This is a genomic window from Alteromonas lipotrueae, from assembly GCF_019249255.1.
In the GTDB taxonomy this organism is placed as follows: domain Bacteria; phylum Pseudomonadota; class Gammaproteobacteria; order Enterobacterales; family Alteromonadaceae; genus Alteromonas; species Alteromonas lipotrueae.
Genome location: NZ_JAESDJ010000005.1, coordinates 216876 through 241026, shown reverse-complemented (window position 1 = coordinate 241026; position 24151 = coordinate 216876). Strand labels below are relative to the sequence as shown.

17 protein-coding genes are annotated in these 24151 nt (G+C 44.7%); 3 read left to right on the top strand and 14 right to left on the bottom strand.

The window, feature by feature from the left end:
* From KYS23_RS09520 to KYS23_RS09495, 6 genes are all read right to left on the bottom strand, one after another.
* Entirely contained in the window at positions 1–2970 is a 2970-nt protein-coding gene (locus KYS23_RS09520) for a DUF349 domain-containing protein (RefSeq protein ID WP_218418464.1), read from the bottom strand.
* Positions 2960–3253, bottom strand: coding sequence for a YeaC family protein (locus KYS23_RS09515; protein ID WP_159531581.1), 294 nt, complete (start codon positions 3251–3253; stop codon positions 2960–2962). The genes KYS23_RS09520 and KYS23_RS09515 overlap by 11 nt, the downstream gene beginning before the upstream one ends.
* Positions 3250–3579 (bottom strand): M48 family metalloprotease, encoded by a 330-nt coding sequence (locus KYS23_RS09510; RefSeq protein WP_013783656.1) that lies wholly within the window; start codon positions 3577–3579, stop codon positions 3250–3252. The genes KYS23_RS09515 and KYS23_RS09510 overlap by 4 nt, the downstream gene beginning before the upstream one ends.
* Positions 3580–3777: 198 nt before the next feature.
* Positions 3778–5436 carry an alanine/glycine:cation symporter family protein gene (locus tag KYS23_RS09505; protein ID WP_218418463.1) on the bottom strand — a complete coding sequence of 553 codons (1659 nt, stop codon included), beginning with the start codon at positions 5434–5436 and terminating at the stop codon, positions 3778–3780.
* A 102-nt stretch (positions 5437–5538) separates the two neighbouring features.
* Entirely contained in the window at positions 5539–6669 is a 1131-nt protein-coding gene (locus KYS23_RS09500; RefSeq protein ID WP_218418462.1) for a M14 family metallopeptidase, read from the bottom strand.
* Between the two features lie 158 nt (positions 6670–6827).
* The gene (locus KYS23_RS09495) at positions 6828–8273 is read right to left on the bottom strand and encodes a glyceraldehyde-3-phosphate dehydrogenase (RefSeq protein WP_218418461.1); all 1446 of its coding nucleotides are present in this window, start codon (positions 8271–8273) and stop codon (positions 6828–6830) included.
* Positions 8274–8420: 147 nt separating this feature from the next.
* Between KYS23_RS09495 and KYS23_RS09490 the strand changes: the two genes are divergently transcribed.
* On the top strand, positions 8421–9290 hold the full coding sequence (locus KYS23_RS09490) for a DUF2989 domain-containing protein (RefSeq protein ID WP_232370638.1): 870 nt from the start codon (positions 8421–8423) through the stop codon (positions 9288–9290).
* Positions 9291–9470: 180 nt separating this feature from the next.
* Here KYS23_RS09490 and msrB read toward each other — a convergent pair whose 3' ends face one another.
* From msrB to malQ, 5 genes are all read right to left on the bottom strand, one after another.
* The gene (gene msrB / locus KYS23_RS09485) at positions 9471–9869 is read right to left on the bottom strand and encodes a peptide-methionine (R)-S-oxide reductase MsrB (RefSeq protein WP_159531591.1); all 399 of its coding nucleotides are present in this window, start codon (positions 9867–9869) and stop codon (positions 9471–9473) included.
* 87 nt (positions 9870–9956) lie between these two features.
* Positions 9957–11510: an NADP-dependent phosphogluconate dehydrogenase gene (gndA, locus tag KYS23_RS09480; protein ID WP_159531593.1), complete on the bottom strand. Its 1554-nt coding sequence runs from the start codon at positions 11508–11510 to the stop codon at positions 9957–9959.
* A 112-nt stretch (positions 11511–11622) separates the two neighbouring features.
* Entirely contained in the window at positions 11623–13710 is a 2088-nt protein-coding gene (glgX, locus tag KYS23_RS09475; protein WP_218396723.1) for a glycogen debranching protein GlgX, read from the bottom strand.
* 8 nt (positions 13711–13718) lie between these two features.
* Complete coding sequence (gene glgB, locus KYS23_RS09470) at positions 13719–15920, bottom strand: 1,4-alpha-glucan branching protein GlgB (RefSeq protein WP_218418460.1); 2202 nt, start codon at positions 15918–15920, stop codon at positions 13719–13721.
* A 114-nt stretch (positions 15921–16034) separates the two neighbouring features.
* The gene (malQ, locus tag KYS23_RS09465) at positions 16035–18230 is read right to left on the bottom strand and encodes a 4-alpha-glucanotransferase (protein WP_159531599.1); all 2196 of its coding nucleotides are present in this window, start codon (positions 18228–18230) and stop codon (positions 16035–16037) included.
* 240 nt (positions 18231–18470) lie between these two features.
* On the opposite strand from malQ, the gene gap reads away from it, so the two are divergent.
* Both gap and KYS23_RS09455 read left to right on the top strand, forming a co-directional pair.
* Positions 18471–19466, top strand: a complete 996-nt coding sequence (gene gap / locus KYS23_RS09460) for a type I glyceraldehyde-3-phosphate dehydrogenase (protein ID WP_159531601.1) — start codon at positions 18471–18473, stop codon at positions 19464–19466.
* 191 nt (positions 19467–19657) lie between these two features.
* A complete protein-coding gene (locus tag KYS23_RS09455; RefSeq protein ID WP_159531603.1) occupies positions 19658–20506 on the top strand; it encodes a D-hexose-6-phosphate mutarotase in 849 nt (282 codons plus the stop codon).
* Positions 20507–20719: 213 nt separating this feature from the next.
* On the opposite strand, the gene KYS23_RS09450 is transcribed toward KYS23_RS09455, so the two are convergent.
* The 3 genes from KYS23_RS09450 to edd are packed head-to-tail and all read right to left on the bottom strand — an operon-like array spanning position 20720 to position 24150.
* Entirely contained in the window at positions 20720–21367 is a 648-nt protein-coding gene (locus tag KYS23_RS09450; protein WP_129739037.1) for a bifunctional 4-hydroxy-2-oxoglutarate aldolase/2-dehydro-3-deoxy-phosphogluconate aldolase, read from the bottom strand.
* Between the two features lie 3 nt (positions 21368–21370).
* The gene (locus tag KYS23_RS09445) at positions 21371–22324 is read right to left on the bottom strand and encodes a glucokinase (protein ID WP_159531605.1); all 954 of its coding nucleotides are present in this window, start codon (positions 22322–22324) and stop codon (positions 21371–21373) included.
* Positions 22321–24150, bottom strand: a complete 1830-nt coding sequence (edd, locus tag KYS23_RS09440) for a phosphogluconate dehydratase (protein ID WP_218418459.1) — start codon at positions 24148–24150, stop codon at positions 22321–22323. The genes KYS23_RS09445 and edd overlap by 4 nt, the downstream gene beginning before the upstream one ends.
* Position 24151: the final 1 nt, after the last annotated feature.

The following is a 24151-nucleotide window of genomic DNA, read 5'->3' as shown; positions in this document are numbered from 1 at the left end:
TTAAGCAACTACCTCTGGATTGTTATCCAATACATTCACTACCCGTTCAAGTAAATGCGTTTCTTGGTCATCAACTTTCCCATGCGCAATCCAATCTTCTAACAACTGCGCAGGAGACAGGCTCTCGCCCTTCTCGAGTTTCGCTGTCATCATGGTTAGCTGCACATTGGTTCGCATGCTGCTATCGCTCTTAGGGCTAGGTATATCAGTAGCGGCTTCTAACGCCACGGTTAGCCAATGACGACTTTGTTGAACAGGTGTAGGCTTAGACAGTGCAGACTTCCATCGCTTTCCTAGCATGTCAGCGTCGTCATCACTGATGTTAGTAATATCGCCTGCCCGCAAGCTTTCACTTAACACCGAAATAACCGATTGAGCACGCTGTTGTACTTGACGCACATGACGCTGCTGCGCACGTGTTAGCTGTTGTTTTTGAATACCGGCTATTTTCTTATCAAGTTTTACACGCATAGCACCAGGCAAGTCTTTCGCACGCGATTCGATATCCTGTATTGAAGTAGCAATCGTCGATTCATCAGATTCCGAGTCAATAGCATTCAATTGAGTAAAAAGGGTATTAAAGGTTTCATCAAATGCTGATGACTGTGCCTTACGTTGTTCTTTTAGGCGACCGAACAATGCGTCATTTGCTAGGCGAAACTCACGCCACAATCGGCTTTCATCACGCTTACCGGCATGGCCTATGGCTTTCCAACTGTGTTGAAGCTGCTGCGCGGTTTCAGTGGCGCTAGCAATATCTTCCTCTGCTAACAGCGCTGATGCTTGCGCAACGAGTTGCTGCTTCGCTTTTTTATTCATCGCATGCCACTGGTTCACTTTGGTTTGCAGCGGGCTGATGGTTTTGTTCCACCGTTGCTTTAACGACTCGTATTCACGCTTTTCAACCTGACCACACTCATGCCACTGCTTAACGGTTCTATCGAACAGTTTAGCCAGCACCGCTTCGTCCTGTGACAAATCGATGGCAGCAACTTGTTCAATTAATGACTGACGAGCTTTAAGCGCTTTCTCACGCTCAGCATCCAATGCAGCGTAATGTTCGCGACAAGGCTGAAACGCAAGTTCTAAAGCGGCGTCGAAAGCACTTTGTAGTGTGTTATCGTCGCTGCCAGCGCCTAGCGAAAGCCACTGCTGACGTAGATAACGAATGGCTTCCCCGCGCTGTTTTATATCTTCGACGGGAGTTGAAGCTAATGTCTGCGCTTCCTCTACCAGTGCAGGTTTTCTAGGTGCCGCGATATAATCTTGCCAGCCTTCAAGGTGAGCGATATCTTCGGCAGTTTTCTCAAAACGCTTAGCCAATTGTTTCTTAACATTTTCAGGCATAGATTCGAAGGTTGCAGATAGCTTTTCAAACTTGGTAATAGCCCCGCGGTACTTACCTTGAGCAATTAAGTTATCCACTACACTGATTTGCTTTCTGCACTGGCGAAGCGCGTGATCTACTTCTGCTTTTTTAGCTTGTTTTTTCTGACTGAAAACACGCGAAGCTGCATGCCAGCGCTTATTAATGGCGCTTGGTACTGAAATAAGTTCATTGCGTAAGTCGTGATACTTTTCACTTAACGCTTTAAATTCGGCTTCGATTGATTCTGGGGCTTTATGGCTAACCTCATCATTTTGATGGGTGCCATTTTGAACAGCGTCTCCTTCAATAGATACACTTTCAGTTGTATCAGTGCTTGCAGCTTCGGGCAATTCAGCAGTTTGTTCTGTTAGCCCTTTCTCTTTATCGTCTTGTGCACTTTTTGTCGATTCAGAAGGCGTGCCTGCCGTCTGTTGTTGCCTAGATTCTTCTGCTAGTGATTCCACCTGAGACAAGCAAATCAGAAGCTTTTGACCGTACTGCTGTTGCATCGAAAAGGCTTCTAAACTCTTGTTTAACGAAGCTATTCCAGTACGAACTTCTTCAAGCAGTTTGGCGCTGCCCCCTATTGAAGCCATATGATCTGCGCTTACTTCTAATGCGCGTACCGATTCATTCACTACCGCTACATCAGCAAGGGTAGCCTCACATAAACGCTCACCATAAAGCCAATTAACTTGTGTGGTAGCATGCGATAAATGCTGCTTACAAAGGGCTTCAATCTCGGCTTTTTCTTTTGCTGCTTTTTGCGCTTCCCACTCAGGTCGAATACGCGATAAGTGACGAGATACCTTTTCGCTAATGCGCGCGAATTTAGCGTCTACCGCCGTCTTATCGTCTGAACTCAATATCGATGAATCTGTCATTAAGTCATTATATTCACTTAACAATTCAGCTTGGCGCTTGTCAATATCTTCAACATCTGATTTATCAACCAGCGCTTGATATTTAGACAAACACAGAGTAACGCGTCGCATTAATTCAATAGGCTTTTCGGCTTGCGCTTTCAATACTTGAAGCTTTGTAGCTATAGCGGCGTGAATAGCACTATCTCTGCATTTTTTCTCCAGCTTCTGTAGCACACTACTATCTTCAATTGTGCCCAAAATAGCTTGTTGCAATGCGTTATCTGCATGATGAAGAAAAATGGTTTGGGTAAAAGCTGGCTTATCGACTTTGTGAAGCAACGTCATCACAAGAATATTATCTGCCAATAAACTTGGGTCGTTAACCAATACAGTCTGAATTAATTCACCATTGGCACTTTCACGCAAAAATGACGCTTTTTCATTCGCGTTTATGGTTACATCACCCTGTCCCATCAAGGCTGCTTCTACCGTGCGTTCAGCAATTTTTTTCACCTTCGCATGATGGGCGCTTTGTGACATTTTAAGCCACAATACAAACGTATTTAACTTGCTAAGGGCTGCAAGGCTAACATCAGCATTGGCATCGTTAAACGCAAGTTCGTGTAAAATAGTTTTGTCTGTTGGCTTTTCGGGCGACAGGCTTTTAATGGCTTCCAGTCGTTTTTCGGGATTCTGACTGGTGTGAGAAGGAGCAAAGAACCGACTAAATATCATCCTGTTTAAACCGCGCTATAGTGTTGTTATCATCTTCTTGCTTGGAAAGTGCACGTTTAAAATCTGATTTACTTTTATGCACTATTTCGCCGCTTTCATTAACCGTCATATGTTCCGACGATTTCTCAATTTTTGCTTGATACAGCATAACTGCTTGTATACAGCTGGCTTTCTGATCTTCACTTAACGGCGTACCATCAAGCCATTTACCGGTTTCCACGGATTGACGCAGGCGTTCGTACACCTCTGGCGTCATACTATTTAGTAATACTTCTATATTCATGAACGGAATCGTTTAATAAGTACAATTCTTACGCGGTTGACAAGATACCACACGAAGCCTGCAATACTGGCTACAATAGCGAGATTATGTTGCAAGTCGCCAGGTCTTGTTCCGCCCCAATACATAAAACCGAATCCCGCCACAAATATGATCATGGCAATAAGCGATTGATTTTGAATGCTCTGTAACTTTTTGAATTTTTGTAGATTTTTCTTACGTTCAATATCTTCTGAGGAAGCATCGCCTATTTTGAAATCACAATGCGGGCATATTTTTGCTTTGTCAGACGTTTTTTTATTGCACGATGGGCAGTCAACGAGTGCCATAATTTGCTCCTGTAGGAATGATGCGGAAATAACCAGGTAGCATTGGTTTTAGAGGTGAGTATTTTACGTATTGAAATGCGTATTGCAAAGCCTATTCAAAGGCAGATGAGCATTAATATAATTTAATTGAATTTGTGGTGTGAAAGCCAAAGTTAAAAGGCTACCACGTTGGCTTACACACCACGTTCACGTTAGCGATTATTTTTTGTGTCTAGACCAATAATCGTTAACGGTTTCTTTCATTTCTTTACTGAGCAGCACAATACCAAATAGGTTAGGTAAAGTCATTACCACAATGGCCACTGCCGACAGTGCCCATACCAGGGTGGTATCAGAAAAAGCAGCCCATACAAAGCCAGCTACGTAAATAACGCGATATGGCATCACCGAGCGGGGACCAAGCAAGTACGTCATCGCCCTGTCACCATAATACGACCACGCAATAGCCGTTGAGAACGCAAACAGCATAAGCCCGATAGACACTATGTATTGCCCAAAGTTACCAAAATACCCGCGTGTAAAGGCAATGGTCGTTAGTGCTGCTGAGTGCACCAATGATTTACCGCTCACCTCTAGGTTGTCTCGTACGGGTTTACCATCTTCAATTTTTAATGTTCCGGTAAACAAGTCTTCGCTGCCAATGTTGTATTTAACATCCTCGGCAACTGAGCGTGAATTTAACAAGGTAAAGCCATCGCTAACCGCAGTGCCGTTCACCACAGTGATACTCCCTGTATACGCTTTTATCTCGTTACCTTCGACATCGTTTAGGTAACCGTAAAGCTTATCAACATCGGCTTGATCGCTATCGTCATATTGGCCTTGAACGAAGAACATGTCAGAACGATCGAATACGTTTTCATGTTTTTCTTTCCATACACCAGAAGACAAGATAACCAAACCAGTAACTGTACAGATAATGATGGTATCGATGAAAGGTTCAAGTAACGACACCATACCTTCTGATGCTGGCTCTTTTGTTTTCGCCGCAGCATGCGCAATTGGCGCAGAACCTTGACCCGCTTCGTTCGAGAACAAACCACGGTTCACACCACGGTTAAATGCATAAGCAAGTGACGCGCCTAAGAAGCCCCCAGCTGCTGCAGACCCTGTAAATGCATCTTTAATTACTGCGGTGAAAGAAGGAATAATATTCTCAACGTTCGCGAAGATTACCGCTAACGCACCAATAAGGTAAATAACCGCCATTACCGGCACTACCCGCGCAGTAAAGGCGGCAATGCGTTGAATACCACCAAGGATAACGAGCGCAAGCAAAATACCTAACACGCTACCTACTACCCATGGCTCAAAACCAAACGTAGCTTCAATACTTTGTGCAATGCCATTACTTTGCGGCAGGTTCCCGGTACCGAATGAACTCACCACAGTGGCAATGGCAAAAGCTACCGCTAACCACTTCATGTTTAAGCGTCTGTCCATGTAATACATGGGACCACCCGCCATGGTGCCATCTTCGGTTTTCACACGGTATTTGTGAGAAAGGGTAACTTCAACGAATTTCGTGGTCATACCTAAAAAGGCGGTGACCCACATCCAAAATAATGCTGCTGGGCCCCCTAAGAATATGGCGAATGCCACACCACTGATGTTACCGGTACCCACTGTACCTGATAACGCGGTGGTGAGTGCGCGGAAATGGGTGGTATCCCCTGGGTCGCTCTCTTTATCGAACTTGCCCGTTACCACTTGCCATGCATGTTTGAAAAAACGAATTTGAGGAAATTTAAGGTAGATAGTGAAGAACAGACCTACACCGAGCAATACGTAAGGAAACCACCCTGCGCCGCCTAAAAAACCATCCAGTATGACGAGAAAACTATATAACCCTTCCAAGGTATCACCCCTTTATTATCTTGTTGTTATGATTTCTATTATTGTATTTATTAATAAAGCCCCGTTGAAAAGGGGCTTTTTTTGTAATGCTAATTTAACGTATTAACCATTTAACTTCTTTACTACGGCATTTACGGCAATAAGTAAATCCTCGCCTAGCTGTCTGCTGCGCTGAACAGACCAGCCATAGATTTCATCTGGTACATCAGCATTGTCTTTGAACGGCATTTCAACAGTGTAAGACATACAGTTAAATTTCTCACCCACTGCGTTTGCTGCCACGGTTAGGTTCCCCTCACCTGGCGCATCTTTATCGTATCCAAACTCGTCCTGAAACTCTGGCGTTGCATTTAATAACGTATCTTTAAACGTATTTTCTAGCACTTTAATTTCATCAGAATAACTTGGATTACCTTCACAGCCTGCCACAAAATTGTACGGCAGTGCTTCATCACCGTGCAAATCGACAAACATATCTACGCCAATTTTTTCCATCGCATCCATGACATAAAGCACTTCTGGGCTTTTGTCAGCACTTGGGGTTGCCCACTCACGGTTTAAATTGGTGCCTACCGCATTGGTACGTAAATGACCGCGTGCGCTACCGTCAGGATTCATATTGGGTACTACATAGAACACAGCGTTATCCAGCAATTGTCGCGCCAGTCCGTCTTGCTCATCTAGCAAACGGTAGATGAGGCCTTCCGCACACCACTCGGCCATGCTCTCACCTGGGTGCTGCCTGGCAGTAACCCATACTTTCTTTTTATTAGGAGCTTCTTCGCCAATCACTAGCATGGACATATCGCGGCCATCTAGGGTTAAGCCTAAAAAGCGATGCTCACATAGCAAGGACATTTGCGCATCGTGCACTAGGTCAAGATGCCTTTCGTAGCTATAAGGAATGAAGTAAGCGAAATAAACGCTAGGCTGTTCGAGTGTTAGAGAGAATGTGAGGTTATCGCCATCAAACTCGCTGGGAATACGAAACCATGTTTGGCGATCGTATGATGCAAGCACATTGTAGCCTTTCCAGCCATCTGGATAGGCAGACTTTGCCAAGTCAGTAATGGTCATTGTATGAGTAACAAACGACTCGCCAACTAAGCGAAAGTGAAACCATTGAGCAAATTCAGATTGGTTATCTTTTGGAATGGCAAGACGGATGTCTTCAACCGATTCAGCGCTCAACACGTCAATGTTGCCGCTATCGAATTGACTAGAAATATGCATAAACTGTCGTTTCTCTTCTTAATTTTAGCGGTAATTTAGCATAGTCAGCAATAGAAATACTATGTGCCGATGCGCTATTTATGCCACTTGAAGGCACGGTTTTGTTTACACAAATAAAAAACCGACCCTAAGCGGTCGGTTTTTATTCAAATTGAATATTAAAGCGGCAATGTTGGGAAGCTCATCCCTGCCATATCGCGGATAACACGCATTACCTGACAGCTATAACCAAACTCATTATCGTACCAAACATAAAGAGTAAGGCGTTTGTCTGCCACAATAGTCGCTTGTGAATCTACTACTGACGCTGCACGTGAGCCTACTAAGTCAGTAGAGACAATCTCTTTGCTCGCCGTGTAATCGATTTGGTGCTGTAAGGTAGAAAAAAGTGCAGCATCCCGTAAAAATTCATTCACTGCTACTCTATCTGTGCCTTTCGCTAAGTTAAGGTTCAAAATAGCCAGTGAAACATTCGGCGTAGGCACGCGAATAGCGTTACCAGTTAGCTTGCCAGCAAGCTTAGGGTAAGCCTTTGATACCGCTTTTGCTGCGCCTGTTTCGGTAATAACCATATTAAGTGGCGCACTACGACCACGTCTGTCACCCTTATGATAGTTATCAATTAAGTTTTGGTCATTGGTGTATGAATGCACCGTTTCAACATGACCGTCTTCAATACCGTATTCTTCGTCGAGTGCTTTAAGCACGGGCGTTATCGCATTGGTAGTACAACTTGCGGCTGAAAGAATTGTGTCGTCTGGCGTGATCTCTTCATGGTTTACCCCATGAACGATGTTTTTAATATCACCTTTACCTGGTGCCGTTAGTACTGCTTTAGACGCACCTTTCGTTTTCAGGTGCAAACCTAAACCATCGCGGTCACGCCAAATACCCGTGTTATCAACAATAATAGCGTTATCGATACCATATTGCGTGTAATCAACTTCGTCAGGGCTATTGGCGTAAATCACTTGAATAAACGAGCCGTTTGCTTTTAATGCATTGCGCTCATGATCAATTGAGATACTGCCATTAAATGGCCCGTGCACTGAGTCACGGCGAAGCAAGCTAGCTCGCTTTTCTAAGTCGCCATCGCGCCCACCACGCACCACAATGGCGCGTAAACGTAACTTGTTATTTTTACCTTGGCGCTCTATTAACAAACGCGCTAATAAACGACCTATACGACCAAAGCCATAAAGTACAACGTCTTGAGGCTTCTGATCGTCCTCTTTATCAATAACGTCGCCTAACTTCTCACTTAAAAATGCATGTAAGTCGTCGTTGTCTACCGCCGAACCGTAATTAAAATCAAAAGCCAGCTTACCAATATCAATTTGAGCAGGGGCAATCTGCATTTCGCTCAGCGCAAGTAAAATTGGGAAACTCTCCCGAAGTCGCAATTTTACTCCCTCGTGCAAGCGCACTTTGCGATGCGCTTTAATCACATCAGTCGCACTGGCATTTAATAAAGAGCGGCCATAAACTGAAATTTCTACTGCGCTATTTCGGTATAGCTTACCGATAAGGGGCAACATCATTTCCGCGTATTCCTGACGCTCTTGCCAGCTGCTTTGTAATTCCTGCTCAAACTGTTGGTTCATGTTTTTGCCTTTATCGACGTAAATTAACGGTATGTGACACGTCAGTTTTTTAATATTTTAGGGTACACTAGGTGAAGATTTCGTCTGACGGTGACGAGCAGTATCTTAAAGAAACAAACAAGGATGACCAAATTGTTGATAAATTTCATGAAATCACAAAACCGGCCTGTTCGAGGCACTTTATTTAGTAATTTTCCAACAGGTTATAAAAATGTTATCGCTACGCTTTCTATGACCGTTATGTTGTCTGGGTGTAGCGATTGGTTCGAACCCACTATTAGTGAAATTTGCAAAACCAACAGTGAGATGTGTTTAGATTTAAGCCTAGATGCTCGGTGTCGCCACGAACGTGCCGATATCATAAGGTTAAGATACAACCACCAAGCAGATACCTCAGAAGCGTTCAAATACCCATTACTATTAGCGTTTGAAGATTACTTGGTCTGTGTGGAAGAAGTTCAGCATATTGAACACGTGAAACGTAAAGGCAAAGAAGCCACCCGCCTTAAGGGTGTGATTACAGCGCAACGTGAATTAAACCGTTTAGCGCGTGAGACTAAGCGCTCTCTCGACCCTTACCTTTCTTACTACCATTGGTCTCGCCATAACGATAAAGAAGCATTTCACCGGTTTGAACGCTATGCTGCTAGTAACAGAGTAAAAGATCCTGAGTTGCTAATTTCTTTGGCCTCGGCGCAAATTAAAACCGATCCTCAGCGCACTATTGATACCTTGTATAAAGCGCTAAGCCTATACACGGATGCTGATGACATAGACAGTGCACTTTATCTGTCGTTGGTGTCGTTAGGTATGGATAAAGAAAACTACAGAATGGCTTATGTATGGCTAGGTGTAAGCGAATACTTCGACGAAAAAATTCCCTCAGCTAGGCGGGAATCAATCGGCCAAAAGTTTAATCTACCGGTTGATATTTTAGACAGCGTAGTACGTGATATTGTCTCTGCCCTTGATAATAGCCAATTCGATGCGAACGCGCTTAAGCTAAATAGACTGTAATAATGAAAATGAATTACATTTTTTAGGTATTAAATAAGTGCTAAAAAAATAAAAAATCCGCCGAATATAGGCGGATTTTTTTATTTTTTACGTTAAGGCAGTCACAACTGTATGTTTTTTGTTCGACTGTTTACCTTGTGAAAGACACTCTACTCAAAGTAATAACTACAGCGCTCGAGCCTAGCCTTTTACCACAACATCACCGTTACCTTTGAACGTTAATGAAATTGAATTAACGCAATAGCGCTGGCCGCTGGGTTCAGGTCCATCTGGAAACACGTGACCGAGATGGGAATCACATTGTTTGCAAAATATTTCCACACGGTGCATACCGTGCGTATTGTCATCTCGGTAACCAACATTGTCGTTTTCAAGTTGTGCAAAGAAAGAGGGCCAGCCACAACCAGCATCAAACTTAGTGTGTGATGAAAACAATTCGGCGCCACAGCACTTACAAACATAGGTTCCTTCTCGGGCTTCATCTAACAATGCCCCGGTAAAAGGTCGCTCTGTCCCTGCATTGCGGCATACTCGGTATTCTGCTTCAGACAGCGTATCTTGCCATTTTTGCTCAGACATAGTTTCTCCTAACAATCAGCCCTCAAAAAAGAAAAAAGGTGCACCTGAAGAATCTGGCACACCTTTCAAATTAGTGTAAAGCCCGTATTAGCGTTTTATAGAAGTTTGCGGGCGTTGGGGATCACTCCATTCTAAGTGATACTTTTTACCCGCAGGCTTATCTACACGCTGGTAAGTATGGGCACCGAAAAAGTCTCGTTGGCCTTGTAGCAAGTTAGCCGGTAATACTGCGGTGCGATATGAATCATAGTAGCTTAATGATGACATCATAGCGGGACACGGCACACCAGCAATAGTCGCTTGCGCAATTGACTGACGCCAATCAGATTGGAATTGAGAAATTTGGTTTGCAAAGAAGGGGTCCATCAGCAAGTTCGACAACTCTTCGTTGTTTTCATAAGCCTTAGAAATAGACTGTAAGAATACGGCTCGGATAATACAGCCTGCGCGCCAAATTTTTGCTATTTCACCAAACTCTAATTGCCAACCGTGCTCTTTAGCAGCAATAGCCATTAGCTGGAAGCCTTGCGCATAAGCACAAATTTTAGAGCAGTATAAGGCTTGCTCTAATTTATTGATGATGTCTTCTTTTTGCTCATCAGAATGAACCACAGGTTCGGGGCCTGAAAGCACTTTACTTGCTGCCACACGCTCATCTTTCAAGCTAGAAATGCTGCGCGCAAATACGGCGGACGTAATGGTTTGCGCTGGGCTACCGACTTGTAATGCACTCACCGCAGTCCAAAGGCCAGTTCCTTTTTGCCCTGCTCTATCTAAAATCACGTCAACAAGAGGCTGCTTGGTGTCTGGGTCAAGTTGGTCGAGCACTTCGGCGCTGATTTCCATTAAGTAGCTGTTTAGCTTACCTTCATTCCAACGTTTAAATACCGCTGCAATGTCAGAAGGCGACATTTGCAATGCTTCACGCATCACGTGATAGGTTTCACAAATTAGCTGCATATCAGCGTATTCAATACCATTGTGCACCATTTTTACGTAATGGCCTGCGCCAACAGGGCCAATATAGGTAGCACATGGCTCACCTTCTAAAATAGGCTTTCCTGGCACGAAACTCTCCAGAGGTTTACCTGTTTCAGGATCTACCTTAGCGGCAATTGCTTTAAGTACAGGCTCAATACGGGTCCATGCATAAGGGTTGCCCGATGGCATTAACGATGGCCCGAAGCGTGCCCCTACTTCACCACCCGACACGGCGGTAGAAAAGAAAATAAACTTGCCTTTGTATTGCTCTTCGCGTGCAACTGAGTCCGTCCATAAGCTATTACCGGTATCAACGACGATATCGTCGGCATGAATACCCGCATCAATAAGATGATTACATACATGGTCGACAGGGTCGCCGGCAGGAACAGAAAGAATAATAAGATGAGGGGCTTTTAGTTTGCTGAGTAATTCGGTGTAAGAGCTACAACCTTCAACACGAGGTTCAGCGTTGGCATCACGCTCACTGGCGTCTTTTGCAAGAATAGCATCGACCTTTTGCTGATCTAAATCGAAACATGCTACTCGATAACCGTGGTCTACCAAGTTCATTGTAAGGTTATTACCCATTACGCCTAAACCGATAAAACCAATATCACACGCTGTTGTGGCGTGCTTATTTCCACCTTCATTTTGCATAGAAAAACCCTCACATTCAGATGGGAGAGCATAATACCACCTGTAACAATAAAGAACAGCATACCGTGCCGATATCCGTTCGGTATGCTATTTTTTTCGTCAGAGGTAAAGCTTACGAGGTAAATTCGTTAAAACTAAACAAGGTAAGGGACTTACCCGCTTGTAAAAATACCTTTTGAATACAAATTTTAGGTTGCTCGCTTAATGAAGCGTAACGAGTATCTAAATGCAAAGTCCACCCCCCGTTCGGTGATAAACTTGGTAAATTGAACCTCACGTCGTTGTCACTGGCATTGACACACAAAAACCAATGTTCTGGGGTTTGCTCACCCACCGCACACCCTCTAATTTCTACACCAAAGGCTTTATTGTGTGCCACGTTCCAATCTTCAGAGGCTTTATCGGTGCCGTCAGGTTTGAACCAATTAATTTGGCTGACATTTTTCGATAAGGAGTAAGGGTCGTCCTCTAGTTTTATCTCGCTTAACAAGGTTGAGCCTTGTTTAAGGCGAATAACATACTGACAAAAACTAAGAAAATCCTGTTGACGCTTGTTCATTTCCCATTGCGTCCAACTGATTGGATTATCTTGGCAATAGGCGTTGTTATTCCCGTTTTGAGTGCGACTTAGTTCGTCGCCTCCTAAAATATGCGGCGTGCCTTGAGAGAAAATAAGCGTGGCAAATAAATTGCGCTTTTGCCGTTCACGCAAGGCCAATATGTTTTTATCCTGAGTTTCACCTTCAGCGCCGTAATTAGCCGATAAGTTATGCCCGTGACCATCACGATTTTCTTCTAGGTTAGCTAGGTTATGGCGATCGGCATAACTCACTAAATCATGCAGGGTAAAACCATCGTGGTAAGTGATGTTATTCACCGATGTGGAAATATGACGATAGCCTTTGTGAAATAAGTCGCGAGACCCCATAAAGCGAGTAGCGAAATCGGCCGCTAAACCTTCGTCACCGCGCCAAAACGCCCGCGCCGTGTCTCGGTACTTATCGTTCACTTCTAGCCAAGGCGTGGGGAAGTTACCCACTTGATACCCACCAAGCCCGATGTCCCAGGGTTCGGCCAGCAAAACCGTTTGCTTTAATACCGGATCTTGTCCGATGGCGCGAATTAGCCCAGCATATTTATTGTACGCTTGAGGCTCGCGCCCTAGGGTTACCGCTAAGTCAAAACGAAAGCCATCTACGCCGATAGTGGTCGCCCAAAAACGCATGGCGTCTAAGATGAGCGTCATCATGTAAGGATGAGACGTGTGTACTGTATTACCGCAGCCAGAGTGATTCGAATAAACCAACTCTCCCCGCTTAGTTTGTTCTAACAGATACGCTTGATAAGGGCAGAAACCTTTATATGACAAAATAGGGCCGCCTTTACCGCCCTCTGCCGTGTGGTTGTATACCACATCTATAATCACCTCAAGCCCCGCTTTATGGTATTCATCAACCATATGCTTAATTTCAGACAACGCATCTTTGCTGGCATAGCGAGGTTCAGGCGCGAAAAAGTTAACAGGGTTATACCCCCAGTAGTTAGTTAATCCTTTTTCCGTAATGTAAGGCTCTGGCATAAATGAGCACATTGGCATGAACTGAACCGTGGTAATGCCTAGCGCTTTTAGGTGGGCAATAACCGCGGGGTGGCTCGCACCAAGGTACTTACCTCTGTGTTCTTTTGGCACATCGGGGTGTAACTTTGTTAACCCTTTCACGTGCGCTTCATAAACAATACGTTTATGTTTTGGAATATCGACCTTGCGGATTGCGCTTTGAGGGTAATCGGCATCTGCCACCACTACACACTTAGGCACCATAAATTGCGAGTCAAATTTATATTGCCTTGCATCCCAATGAATGGGTCTGCTTAGTTTTTTCGCATAAGGGTCGATAAGTAGTTTATCGGTGGGCACGCCGTGAAGCTGCCCTTCGCCGCGTTCTACTCTATAGCCATATAAATGGCCTGCTTTTACATTGGGAAAGAAACCATGCCAGACATCGCCGCTTTTTTCAGGCAGCAATATTTCGTCCATAGGCTCTTCGGTATCGTTGTGAAAGAGGCATAACGCCACCGCTTTCGCATCTGGCGCATAAACGGCGAAGTTACAGCCATCATCATAGGGCGTAGCACCTAATGGAAACGCTTCACCCAATAAAACATGGCTTGCCTTTGTGACGTTCTGTTTCGCGTCCAACGTAATTCCTATTTCGTGATGTAAAATACAGTAGATAAAGGGGGTAAATTAATACTAATCGAGTGATCTCGGTTATTCCATGCTACCGGCGTAGGCGTGACATGGCTGTCCACCGGATAATCGCTGCCCCAAAATACCTGACTATCAGTATTTAGTGCAAGCGACAGCTCACCCGCCCCATCAACACCTACGCGGTAATGTTCTCTGGGGATAGGCGTAAAGTTACAAATGACATATACCTTTTGCTTACCATCTAAAGACGTGCGAACAAAAGACACCACGCTTTGGTCGGCATTTTCATGGTCAATCCATGCAAAACCGGTGTGAGTATGATCTTGTTCGTACATCGCAGGGGTATGGGTATAAAACTGATTTAAGGCTTTATACAAACTTTGAATACCCTTGTGCTTTTTATGCTCCAAAAGGTGCCAATTGAGGCTTGTGTCATGGTTCCATTCTTTGCTTTGAGCAAATTCATTGCCCATGAAGCTTAATTTCTTACCTGGGTGACCGAACATAAAGCCAGTATAACAACGTAAATTAGCGGCCTGCTGCCATTCATCACCAGGCATTTTGTGTAATAAGCTGCCTTTACCGTGTACTACTTCATCGTGAGATATTGGCAAAACAAAGTTTTCATCAAAAGCGTAAACCATACTGAAGGTAATTTCGCCGTGATGATAATTACGGTAAGCAGGGTCTTTTGCGATATAGGTTAAAGAATCGTGCATCCACCCCATATTCCACTTAAAACCAAAACCTAACCCACCTTCAAACACTGGCCGTGATACTTTCGGAAAAGACGTGGATTCTTCGGCGATTGTCATTACGTCAGGATAGTGCTTATACACTTCTTCATTCATCCAACGCAGCAAGCTGATGGCTTCGTAATTCTCGTTTCCACCGTCAATATTCGGTATCCACTCGCCTTCATTGCGGGAGTAATCGAGATAAAGCATAGAAGCAACCGCATCGACTCGTAATCCATCCACATGAAACTTGTCTAACCAGAATAATGCATTGGCAACCAGAAACTGGCGAACGGTTTGTTTGCCAAAATCATAGATGCACGAATTCCAATCTGGATGCCAGCCTCGTCTTGGATCTTCATATTCATAAACATGGCTTCCATCGAAGCGCGCAAGACCATGGCCGTCTTCTGGGAAGTGTGCGGGTACCCAATCAATAATTACCCCTAAACCTGCTTGGTGGCACTTATCGACAAAGTATTTAAATGCATCAGGGTTACCAAAACGGCTCGTTGGCGCAAACATGCCCACTGGCTGATATCCCCACGACCCATCAAACGGAAATTCTGAAACTGGTAATAGCTCAAGGTGGGTATAGCCCATCTCCTTTGCGTAAGGAATTAGGTCGTCGGCCAATTCTTCGTAAGTTAAATAACGCTGCCCACTGTCTGCATCAGGACGCTTCCACGAGCCTAAGTGCACTTCGTAAATACTCATAGCATTCGCGTATTTATTTTGTTTACGGGATGCAAGCCACGCATCGTCGTGCCACTGGTACTTATCGTGGTTAAATATTTTTGACGCATGAGAAGGATACTGCTCAGCGCTAAAACCTAAAGGGTCTGTTTTATGCGGTAACTCATGCCCGTGGGCATCTTTTACTTGGTATTTGTAACGTTCGCCTTCGCCCAAGTCAGGGACAACTAACACCCAGTACCCCAATGAGGTTTTTTCCATTGGATGTAAGCGTCCGTCCCATTGATTAAAGTCACCAATTAATGAAACTGACGAAGCGTTTGGCGCGTAAACGCAAAAACGGGTGGCAGCCAGTGCCTCACCCTCTTCAGGCGTAACGGTAATGAGTTGAGCACCGGCTTGGTGATACAAATTCTCTGGTTTGCTGTCTATATAGTGCACAGCGTGGTAAGCATTATCAGCGAATTGATACGGGTCGCAATAGGTATAGCTACCAGCTTTATTGGTGATAGTCACCGAATAAATCTGTGTGCATTGTGCTTTTGTGATTTCGCCTTCAAATAAACCAGCTTCAATGAGCGGTTTTAGCATAACCTTTTGTAATGCGGTATCTGGCCAACTTATTTCGATAGATGAAGCGTCTGGACGCCATACTCGAATCTTAGTTTTACTTCCTATTTCAATTGGCCCAAGAACGGAAAACGGCTGAGAACATGTTGCATGTTCTAATTGCTGCGCTATCTGTTTTATCCGCGTTACCTGCATCTGCTACTCCTATTAAAAACCCGCAAGAAAACGCGGGTTTACTGCCCTTATATTAGGCAAAGGCGTGCATAATTGCACGCCAACATGTTCACGTTAGAAAATGAAAATTATAATTTAAGCACTGGCTTGTTTGCGTGCTTGCGTTAATTGTGCTGCCAACTCTGTTATATCATGAGTCTCGAAAATAGCCTCAACATTCCTGGTCAGCTTTCTACGCCAGTTAGGGTACTCATTAAACGTACCTGGAATATTCACGGGCTTGTCCATTTGTAACCAATCTTCTAACTGCAAACTTAGCAACGCACTAGAACCGCCAGCCATGTGCACTTGCATACCTTGGCTAAGTTCTGCTGTCATGCCTGTAGAGTTCACATCTCTACCTACATTATCCGCTACCGAGAGATGTCCATGTAGTGAGTCCAATATAGACTGCTTATTCGCGTGACGGTCAGTATAAAGGGTTTGCAGAATTTCATCTGTAGGATAAAGGCCAATGTCTTTACCTAGCGCCAAGTCTAAACAATGCCAGTAACCTATAAGCGTAGGCATGTCGTGTGTAGTAAGCGTAGACATAGACTGCACGGGGTAATGGCTTGGCGAGAAGAAACCGCCGTCCTCTGCTTGTTCAAAGAAAAATACACGGTATGAATACACACCATTGTCTGCCAACTTGCTACGAATTTCTTCTGGTACAGTACCTAAATCTTCGCCTATGACGAGGCTTTGGTTACGATGGCTTTCAAGGGCTAAGATGCCCAACAAATCATCAACAGGGTAATACACGTACCCCCCCTCTTTCGCGTCATCACCTTTGACAACCCACCACAATCGTAGCAATGCCATTACGTGATCAATACGGAGGGAGCCCGACGACGCCATATTGGCTGCAAATAAGTCAATGATTGGCTGGTAAGCCTGTTCGTAGAGCTTACGAGGATCCATCGGAGGAAGCCCCCAGTTCTGCCCCAAAGGCCCTAAGATATCAGGTGGAGCACCCACGCTGGCATCGGTGCAGTACAAATCTTTGTTACCCCAAATTTCAGCGCTACCTTCACTCACCCCAACCGCAAGGTCTCGATATAAACCAATTGTCATACCGCAGTCAGAGGCTTTGCTACTTGCCGCTTCTAACTGTTGCGCCGCTACCCATTGTAAGAACAAATAGAACTTTACTTCGCTGGCATTGGCTTTTTTGAATTTCGCAACAGCAGGGTTATGGTAGTCTTTGTATTCTTCAGGAAATACAGGCCATCCCCAACAGTCTTTTCCTTTCGCTTTTAAATGAGATTGAAGCGCATCGTATACCGCCAGCATGTCTAAGCTTTCGCCACCTTGTGCAATAAACGCCTTGAATGCTTTATTTTGCTTGGTATTTTTTCTGAGGTGGCGAGCATCGTAGACATCAAATACCGCTTTTAACGCCGCCAATTTAATATGTGCGACAGCTTCATAATCTACATGCTCAGTTGCACGAGCATGACTCAGCGTTTTTTGAAAATCTTCAGCATTCACCACGGCTTGAACACTGTCATCATCAAAACCTTCAACAGCAGAAGCATCAATATACAAGTAATTTAGCCAACGACGAGAGCTCGGCCCATAAGGAGAACACGCGTCAGGATTTGCTGGATAAAGTGCATGAATAGGGTTAAGGCCGATAAAATCAGCTCCTACCCCTGCGGCTTTTTCAATTAGTGTTGCAAGATCGGAGAAATCACCTATCCCCCAGTTCTTTTCACTACGTACACAATAAAGCTGCACACTTAATCCCCAAATCTTTTTACCGGCCGCTATAGGCTCAGGGGTGTAGCAGGCTTTAGGCGCAACAATGATGCGAGACTCGGCAAACTGATCGTCGTCAGCACTTAACGCTATAGTGTGATAACCAAGCGGTAAGGTAAGTGGCAACGACACCATGTATTCATGGAACTCCACCTCATCGATGTGTGCCATCGTCGTCATTTCTTGGTCTACCGGTGTAAACGTATGTTTTTCAATTTCTCCGTTTTCACACTGAACTGTAATGACATGTTCATCGTTTACAAGTTCTATAGGTAGGCGCACAACGACAACAATAGCTTCATCGTTACGAACCACTTGAACAGGGTTCAGAGGAGATAACCACACTGAGCTAATGTCGTCTATAATTTGCGACTGAATCTTTTCTTCACTGGCGGTGTCATAACCCAGCACGTTAAGTAATTTGGCTTTACTTGACTCTGCGATGGTTGCTGGTTTGCCCCATGCGTCGACATATTGAGTCTCTATTCCACGCATTTCAACCAGTTGTTGCAGAAGATCTTGTGTCATCGTAACTTGTTCCTGTATTCCTGTGAGAGGCACGCTTAATTTGCACAAAGCAAATTTGCTTATACGTACAAAATATTAACATTATTCTAGAAACAGTCGCGCTATGAAAACTGAATACGATTGCATAAGCTGTTGTTCGTAACTTTCCAACAGTTTAGCGTTTTTGTTTTGCCAATTATGGCATTTTGATCCATACTTTACGTAATTTATTTTCATATTCAAAAATAATCGAGGTACGTCATGACAATTCGCATCGGTATTAACGGTTTTGGTCGCATTGGTCGCTTAGTAATGCGCGCGGCTGCTGCCCGTGAAGACATCGAAGTAGTTGCTATTAACGACTTATTAGATACAGATTACATTGCCTACTTGTTAAAATACGATTCAACGCACGGTTTATTCGACGGTGAAGTTAAAGTAGACAACAACGCCTTAGTTGTAAACGGCAAAACCATTCGCATCACCTCTGAAAGAGATCCTTCAGACCTTAAATGGAATGAAGTAGATGTAGACGTGGTAGTTGAATCGACTGGTTTGTTCCTTACTAAAGAAACTGCTGCTAAGCACATCGAGGCAGGTGCTAAGAAAGTGGTTATGTCTGCACCTTCTAAAGACGACACGCCTATGTTCGTTATGGGTGTTAACGATGAAAGCTACGCGGGTGAAACTATTGTCTCAAACGCATCGTGCACCACTAACTGTCTAGCGCCTCTAGCAAAAGTACTTAACGATAAGTTCGGTATTGTAGATGGCCTAATGACCACAGTACACGCGACTACAGCTACACAGAAAACCGTTGACGGTCCTTCTATGAAAGACTGGCGTGGCGGTCGTGGTGCTGGCCAAAACATCATTCCTTCGTCTACTGGTGCCGCTAAAGCAGTAGGTAAAGTTATTCCTGCGCTTAACGGAAAACTAACAGGTATGGCTTTCCGCGTACCTACACCAAACGTTTCAGTGGTTGACCTTACTGTTAACCTAGCCACACCAACTAGCTACGACGCTATTTGTGCGGCAATGAAAGAAGCGTCTGAAGGCGAGCTTAAAGGTATCATGAGCTATACTGAAGACGCGGTAGTATCAAATGACTTTATCGGCAACGCCAATACGTCAATTTTTGATGCAACAGCAGGTATTGCACTTACTGACACATTCGTAAAAGTTATCTCTTGGTACGACAACGAATGGGGCTATTCAAACAAAGTTCTAGACTTGGTTGCTCACATTTCTAAGTAATCACGTTTATCAATAACGGCAACACTATTGGTCAGTTATTGAAGACATTGTTAATAGACTGAAAAAAGGTGCGAATAATATTCGCACCTTTTTTGTTTTCATTGCACAATGAGCCATTATTAAATGGTAATGCGGGACCTTGTGGAAATCTCGACAACGGTACAATCAACACGTTGCTTCATGGAGGATTTATGTCAACAGAATCATTGCAAGTAAGCGAATCAAACGGATTGACGTTTTTAGAGGTAGATAACCACCTCGCTTCAGCAAAAATCAGTTTATTTGGTGGACATGTTTTATCTTTTATTCCCAAAAAAGATGAACAAGAACGCTTATGGGTGAGCCCCCATGCCTACCTTAACGGTGAACGCCCCATTCGTGGCGGAATACCTGTCTGCTGGCCATGGTTTAGTGATGACCATGGTAAAGCGAAAGGTGAGCTACCTTCCCATGGTTTTTTGCGCACACAAGTGTGGCAATTAACATCATCTAGTGAAGATGAAACTGGCACGCATATTACGCTTACCCCTTCCTTCACAAGAGCAGAAGGGTTTGAACATGACTGTGCGGTTACCCTATCAATTACGATAGGTGATACCCTCACCGTGTCGTTAATAACGGAAAACACAGGCGTAGTGCCATTTACCTACAACTGTGCGTTACACAGTTACTTCCATGTTGATCATATTCAAGCGGTTCGCCTTTTAGGCTTAACCGGCGACTATAAAGATAAACTGGATGACTGGACGATAAAACCCACACCTGAGAACTATACCTTTACGGCAGAGACTGACCGTATTCATATGAGTGCGGTAGAGAAAGCGTCTATTGTGGTAAAAGATACACCATTTACCGATGTAGGTTCAAAAGGCCACGACTCATTGGTGGTTTGGAACCCATGGCAGGGCGCTGCGTCAATTTCTGATATGGATCCGTTTGGCTACAAACATATGCTTTGTGTAGAGTCGTCTATCACGCAGGGCAAGACACTACAGCCAAGTGAGTCTCACGCCATGGTGCAAACGATAACGCCTGTATAATGCTTTAGCGCGCCGTCTAACGGCATACTGCGTGCTTATTGGTAAATACAAATGTATACAAGTATGAACTCGCCAGCACAAGTGCTTCCCACTAATGCCGCATTTAGCCCGATTTATTCGTCATAACAGGTAAATCGTCTTTAATAAAAAAGCCCCGATAATAAGTGACATCATACCAGTCATTATTATCGGGGCTTTTATAAAGCATTTTTATTAGCTGATGTTGGCACCCGCAACGGCTTCTTTGGCAAGTTGCGTAATACGATCCCAATCACCAGACTCAATGGCATCGTCTGGCGCTAACCACGAGCCACCAACACAAACAACATTCTTAAGGGCAAGGTAATCATTGTAGTTACCTGGGCCAATGCCACCTGTTGGGCAGAACGTAAACTCGGGGAATGGGCCACTGATCGCTTTTATCGCTTTCACTCCACCAGACGCTTCAGCTGGGAAGAATTTCATATGGGTGTAACCCGCGTCTTTCCCTTTCATTAGTTCAGACGTTGATGAAATACCTGGGATAAGTGGAATTTCTGCTTCCATACCCGCTTTTAGCAAATCAGCTGTCATGCCAGGGCTAATTGCAAATTTAGCACCCGCTTCAATAACCGCTTTAAGCTGCTGTGCATTTGTTACTGTTCCAGCACCGATAAGCGAATCAGGCACTTCGTCAGCAATACGTTTAATTACGTCAATGGCAGCTGGCGTACGAAGGGTTACTTCCAATACTTTAATACCGCCGGCCATTAGCGCTTTTGCTAGCGGAACTGCTTTTTCCACATCGTTGATAACCAATACAGGTACAACAGGGCCAGCAGCAAAGATATCAGCTGGCGAATATTTCCATTTACTTGTCATAAATCAGCTCGCAGTATGTTGTTGAAGATAAGCAGCTGCACCTAATAAGCCGTGATCAGGCTCTGCTATCAAATAAGTAGGAATATCTTTCACATAGTGCTTCATTTGCCCTTTCGCTTCGAAACGAGCTCTAAAGTCACTATTTTGAATGAATTTAGGGAAACGGTTAGCTATACCACCGCCGATAAAAACGCCACCTGTTGTGGCCATATTTAACGCCAAATTACCGGCAAAGCTGCCCATAATTCTGCAGAACTGCGTTAACGTGGCAGCAGCAATATCACAGGTACCTGCTAATGCGGCTTCGGTAATTTGAGCAGGTTCAGCGAATGTAGCCTCTTTACCTGCATCTTGTGCTAGTGCGGTATAGATATTATGTAATCCCCTGCCTGACATTACTTCTTCGGCAGAAGCGCGGCCAAAACTCTTTTGCAGGTGACGCCACACCACAACATCGGTTTCATCAACGGGAGAGAAGTCAACATGACCACCCTCGCCGTCTAGGGTTTGCCACCCAGAAGAGGTCATAGTGATATGCTCTACACCCAAGCCAGTACCCGGGCCAAATACCGCAATATTGCCACCGGCTTTCGCCGTGCCATCACCAATTTGGACAACCTGTGACTCATTCAATACCGGTAATGAATGTGCTACTGCGGTAAAGTCGTTGATCACAAACAGTGAGTCTAATTTTAACTGTGAGCGTAGCGCATTTTGCGAAAACGCCCAGCTATGGTTAGTCATCACCACTTGGTCGCCCAAGACTGGGCAGGCAATACCAATGCACCCTTCGGTGAATTGGTATTCAGGCATATCGGTAAAATACTGTGAAATTGCCAAGTCGATACTGGCAAAATCATTACACATATATTTCTTTATATCGGCTACGCCTGTTTCGGTAACCCGAGCAACGCGAATGTTAGTGCCCCCTACATCGGCCACAAACTTCTGGCTCATAGCGCCTGCTCCTGGTTGTAGAACAACGAGCATGCACCTTCTTCAGCACCGGTAAGGATGGCACGCATGCCGCCGAACATTTCACGGCCCATACCAATATGGTGGTGACCAATATCGGCAGGTTTCGCTTCACGGGCTTCAAGGGTAGCTTCATCAACGTGCAACGTTAATGCGCCTGTTTCTGTATTAAGCTCAATCAAGTCACCCGCTTCTACTTTTGCAAGTAAGCCGCCTTTATAGGCTTCTGGGGTAACATGGATTGCGGCTGGAACTTTACCTGAGGCACCAGACATACGCCCGTCAGTAACCAAGGCCACTTTGAAGCCTTTGTCTTGTAACACGCCAAGAGGTGGTGTTAAGCGGTGCAGTTCTGGCATACCAATAGCCGAAGGCCCTTGGAAACGAACGACTACAATGCAATCTTTGTCTAAGTCGCCCGCTTTAAATGCTGCGTCTAAGTCAAACTGATCTTCAAACACAACTGCTGGCGCCTTGATAGTGCAATGTGGGGTGCGAAGCGCTGATGTTTTAATGACACCGCGACCAAGGTTACCCTCTAGTACACTTAATCCACCATCTGGTTTAAACGGCGTTTCTACCGTGGCAAGTACTTCTTTGTCTAAAGACTCAGTAGGACCATCACGCCATTCAAGCTCACCGTCTTTCAACATTGGCTCTTTGGTGTAGAAGTCTAGCCCTTCACCACAAATTGTATTAACGTCGTTATGTAACAACCCGGCATCTAGCAGTTGCTTGATAAGCAATGACATACCGCCAGCAGCAACAAAGTGGTTAATGTCAGCAGAGCCATTAGGGTAAATACGAGTAAGCAATGGCACAGCATTAGAAATGTCTGAGAAATCATCCCAGTTAATGATGTAACCCGCTGAACGTGCAACGGCGATTAAGTGCATGGTGTGGTTCGTTGAACCACCGGTTGCTAGCAAGCCTACTAAACCGTTAACAATGGCTTTTGCGTCAACGATATTTCCGATTGGGCGGTATGTATCGCCTAAATCAGTAATACGTGTCGCTTGGATAGAAGCCGCTTTCGTTAGGGCATCACGAAGCTCTGTACCTGGGTTTACAAACGAAGAACCTGGTAAGTGGAGGCCCATCATCTCTACCACTAACTGGTTAGAGTTTGCCGTACCATAGAAAGTACATGTACCCGCAGAATGATAAGACTGAGATTCAGCTTCAAGTAGCGCATCACGCCCTACTTTACCTTCTGCGTATTCTTGGCGAACACGCGCTTTTTCTTTATTCGGTAAGCCAGAAGGCATAGGACCCGCGGGCACAAAGACCGTTGGCAAGTGACCAAAGCTTAACGCACCCATTAATAATCCAGGTACGATTTTATCGCAAATACCTAGCATAAGGTTTGAGTCGAACATATTGTGCGAAAGCGCAATAGCAGCCCCTTGGGCAATGTTGTCACGGCTCATTAAGCTCAAATCCATACCGGTTTGACCTTGAGTCACACCATCACACATAGCGGGAACACCGCCAGCAAACTGAGCCACGCTACCTACGCTTTTTACTGCATCGCGAATTATCGCTGGATAAGTTTCGTATGGCTGGTGCGCCGAAAGCATGTCGTTGTAAGCAGATACAATCGCCACGTTCGCTTTGGTCATCGAGCGCAGATCAGATTTTTCTTCTGTTCCACAGGCTGCAAAACCGTGCGCTAGGTTACCGCAAGAAAGCACACCACGGTGAGGGCCTTGGCGGCGCGCGTGTTCAATTTTTTCTAAGTAGGCCTTACGGCTGTCTTTGCTACGCTCTATAATACGCTGCGTAACTTCTGCAATTCTTGAATCCATC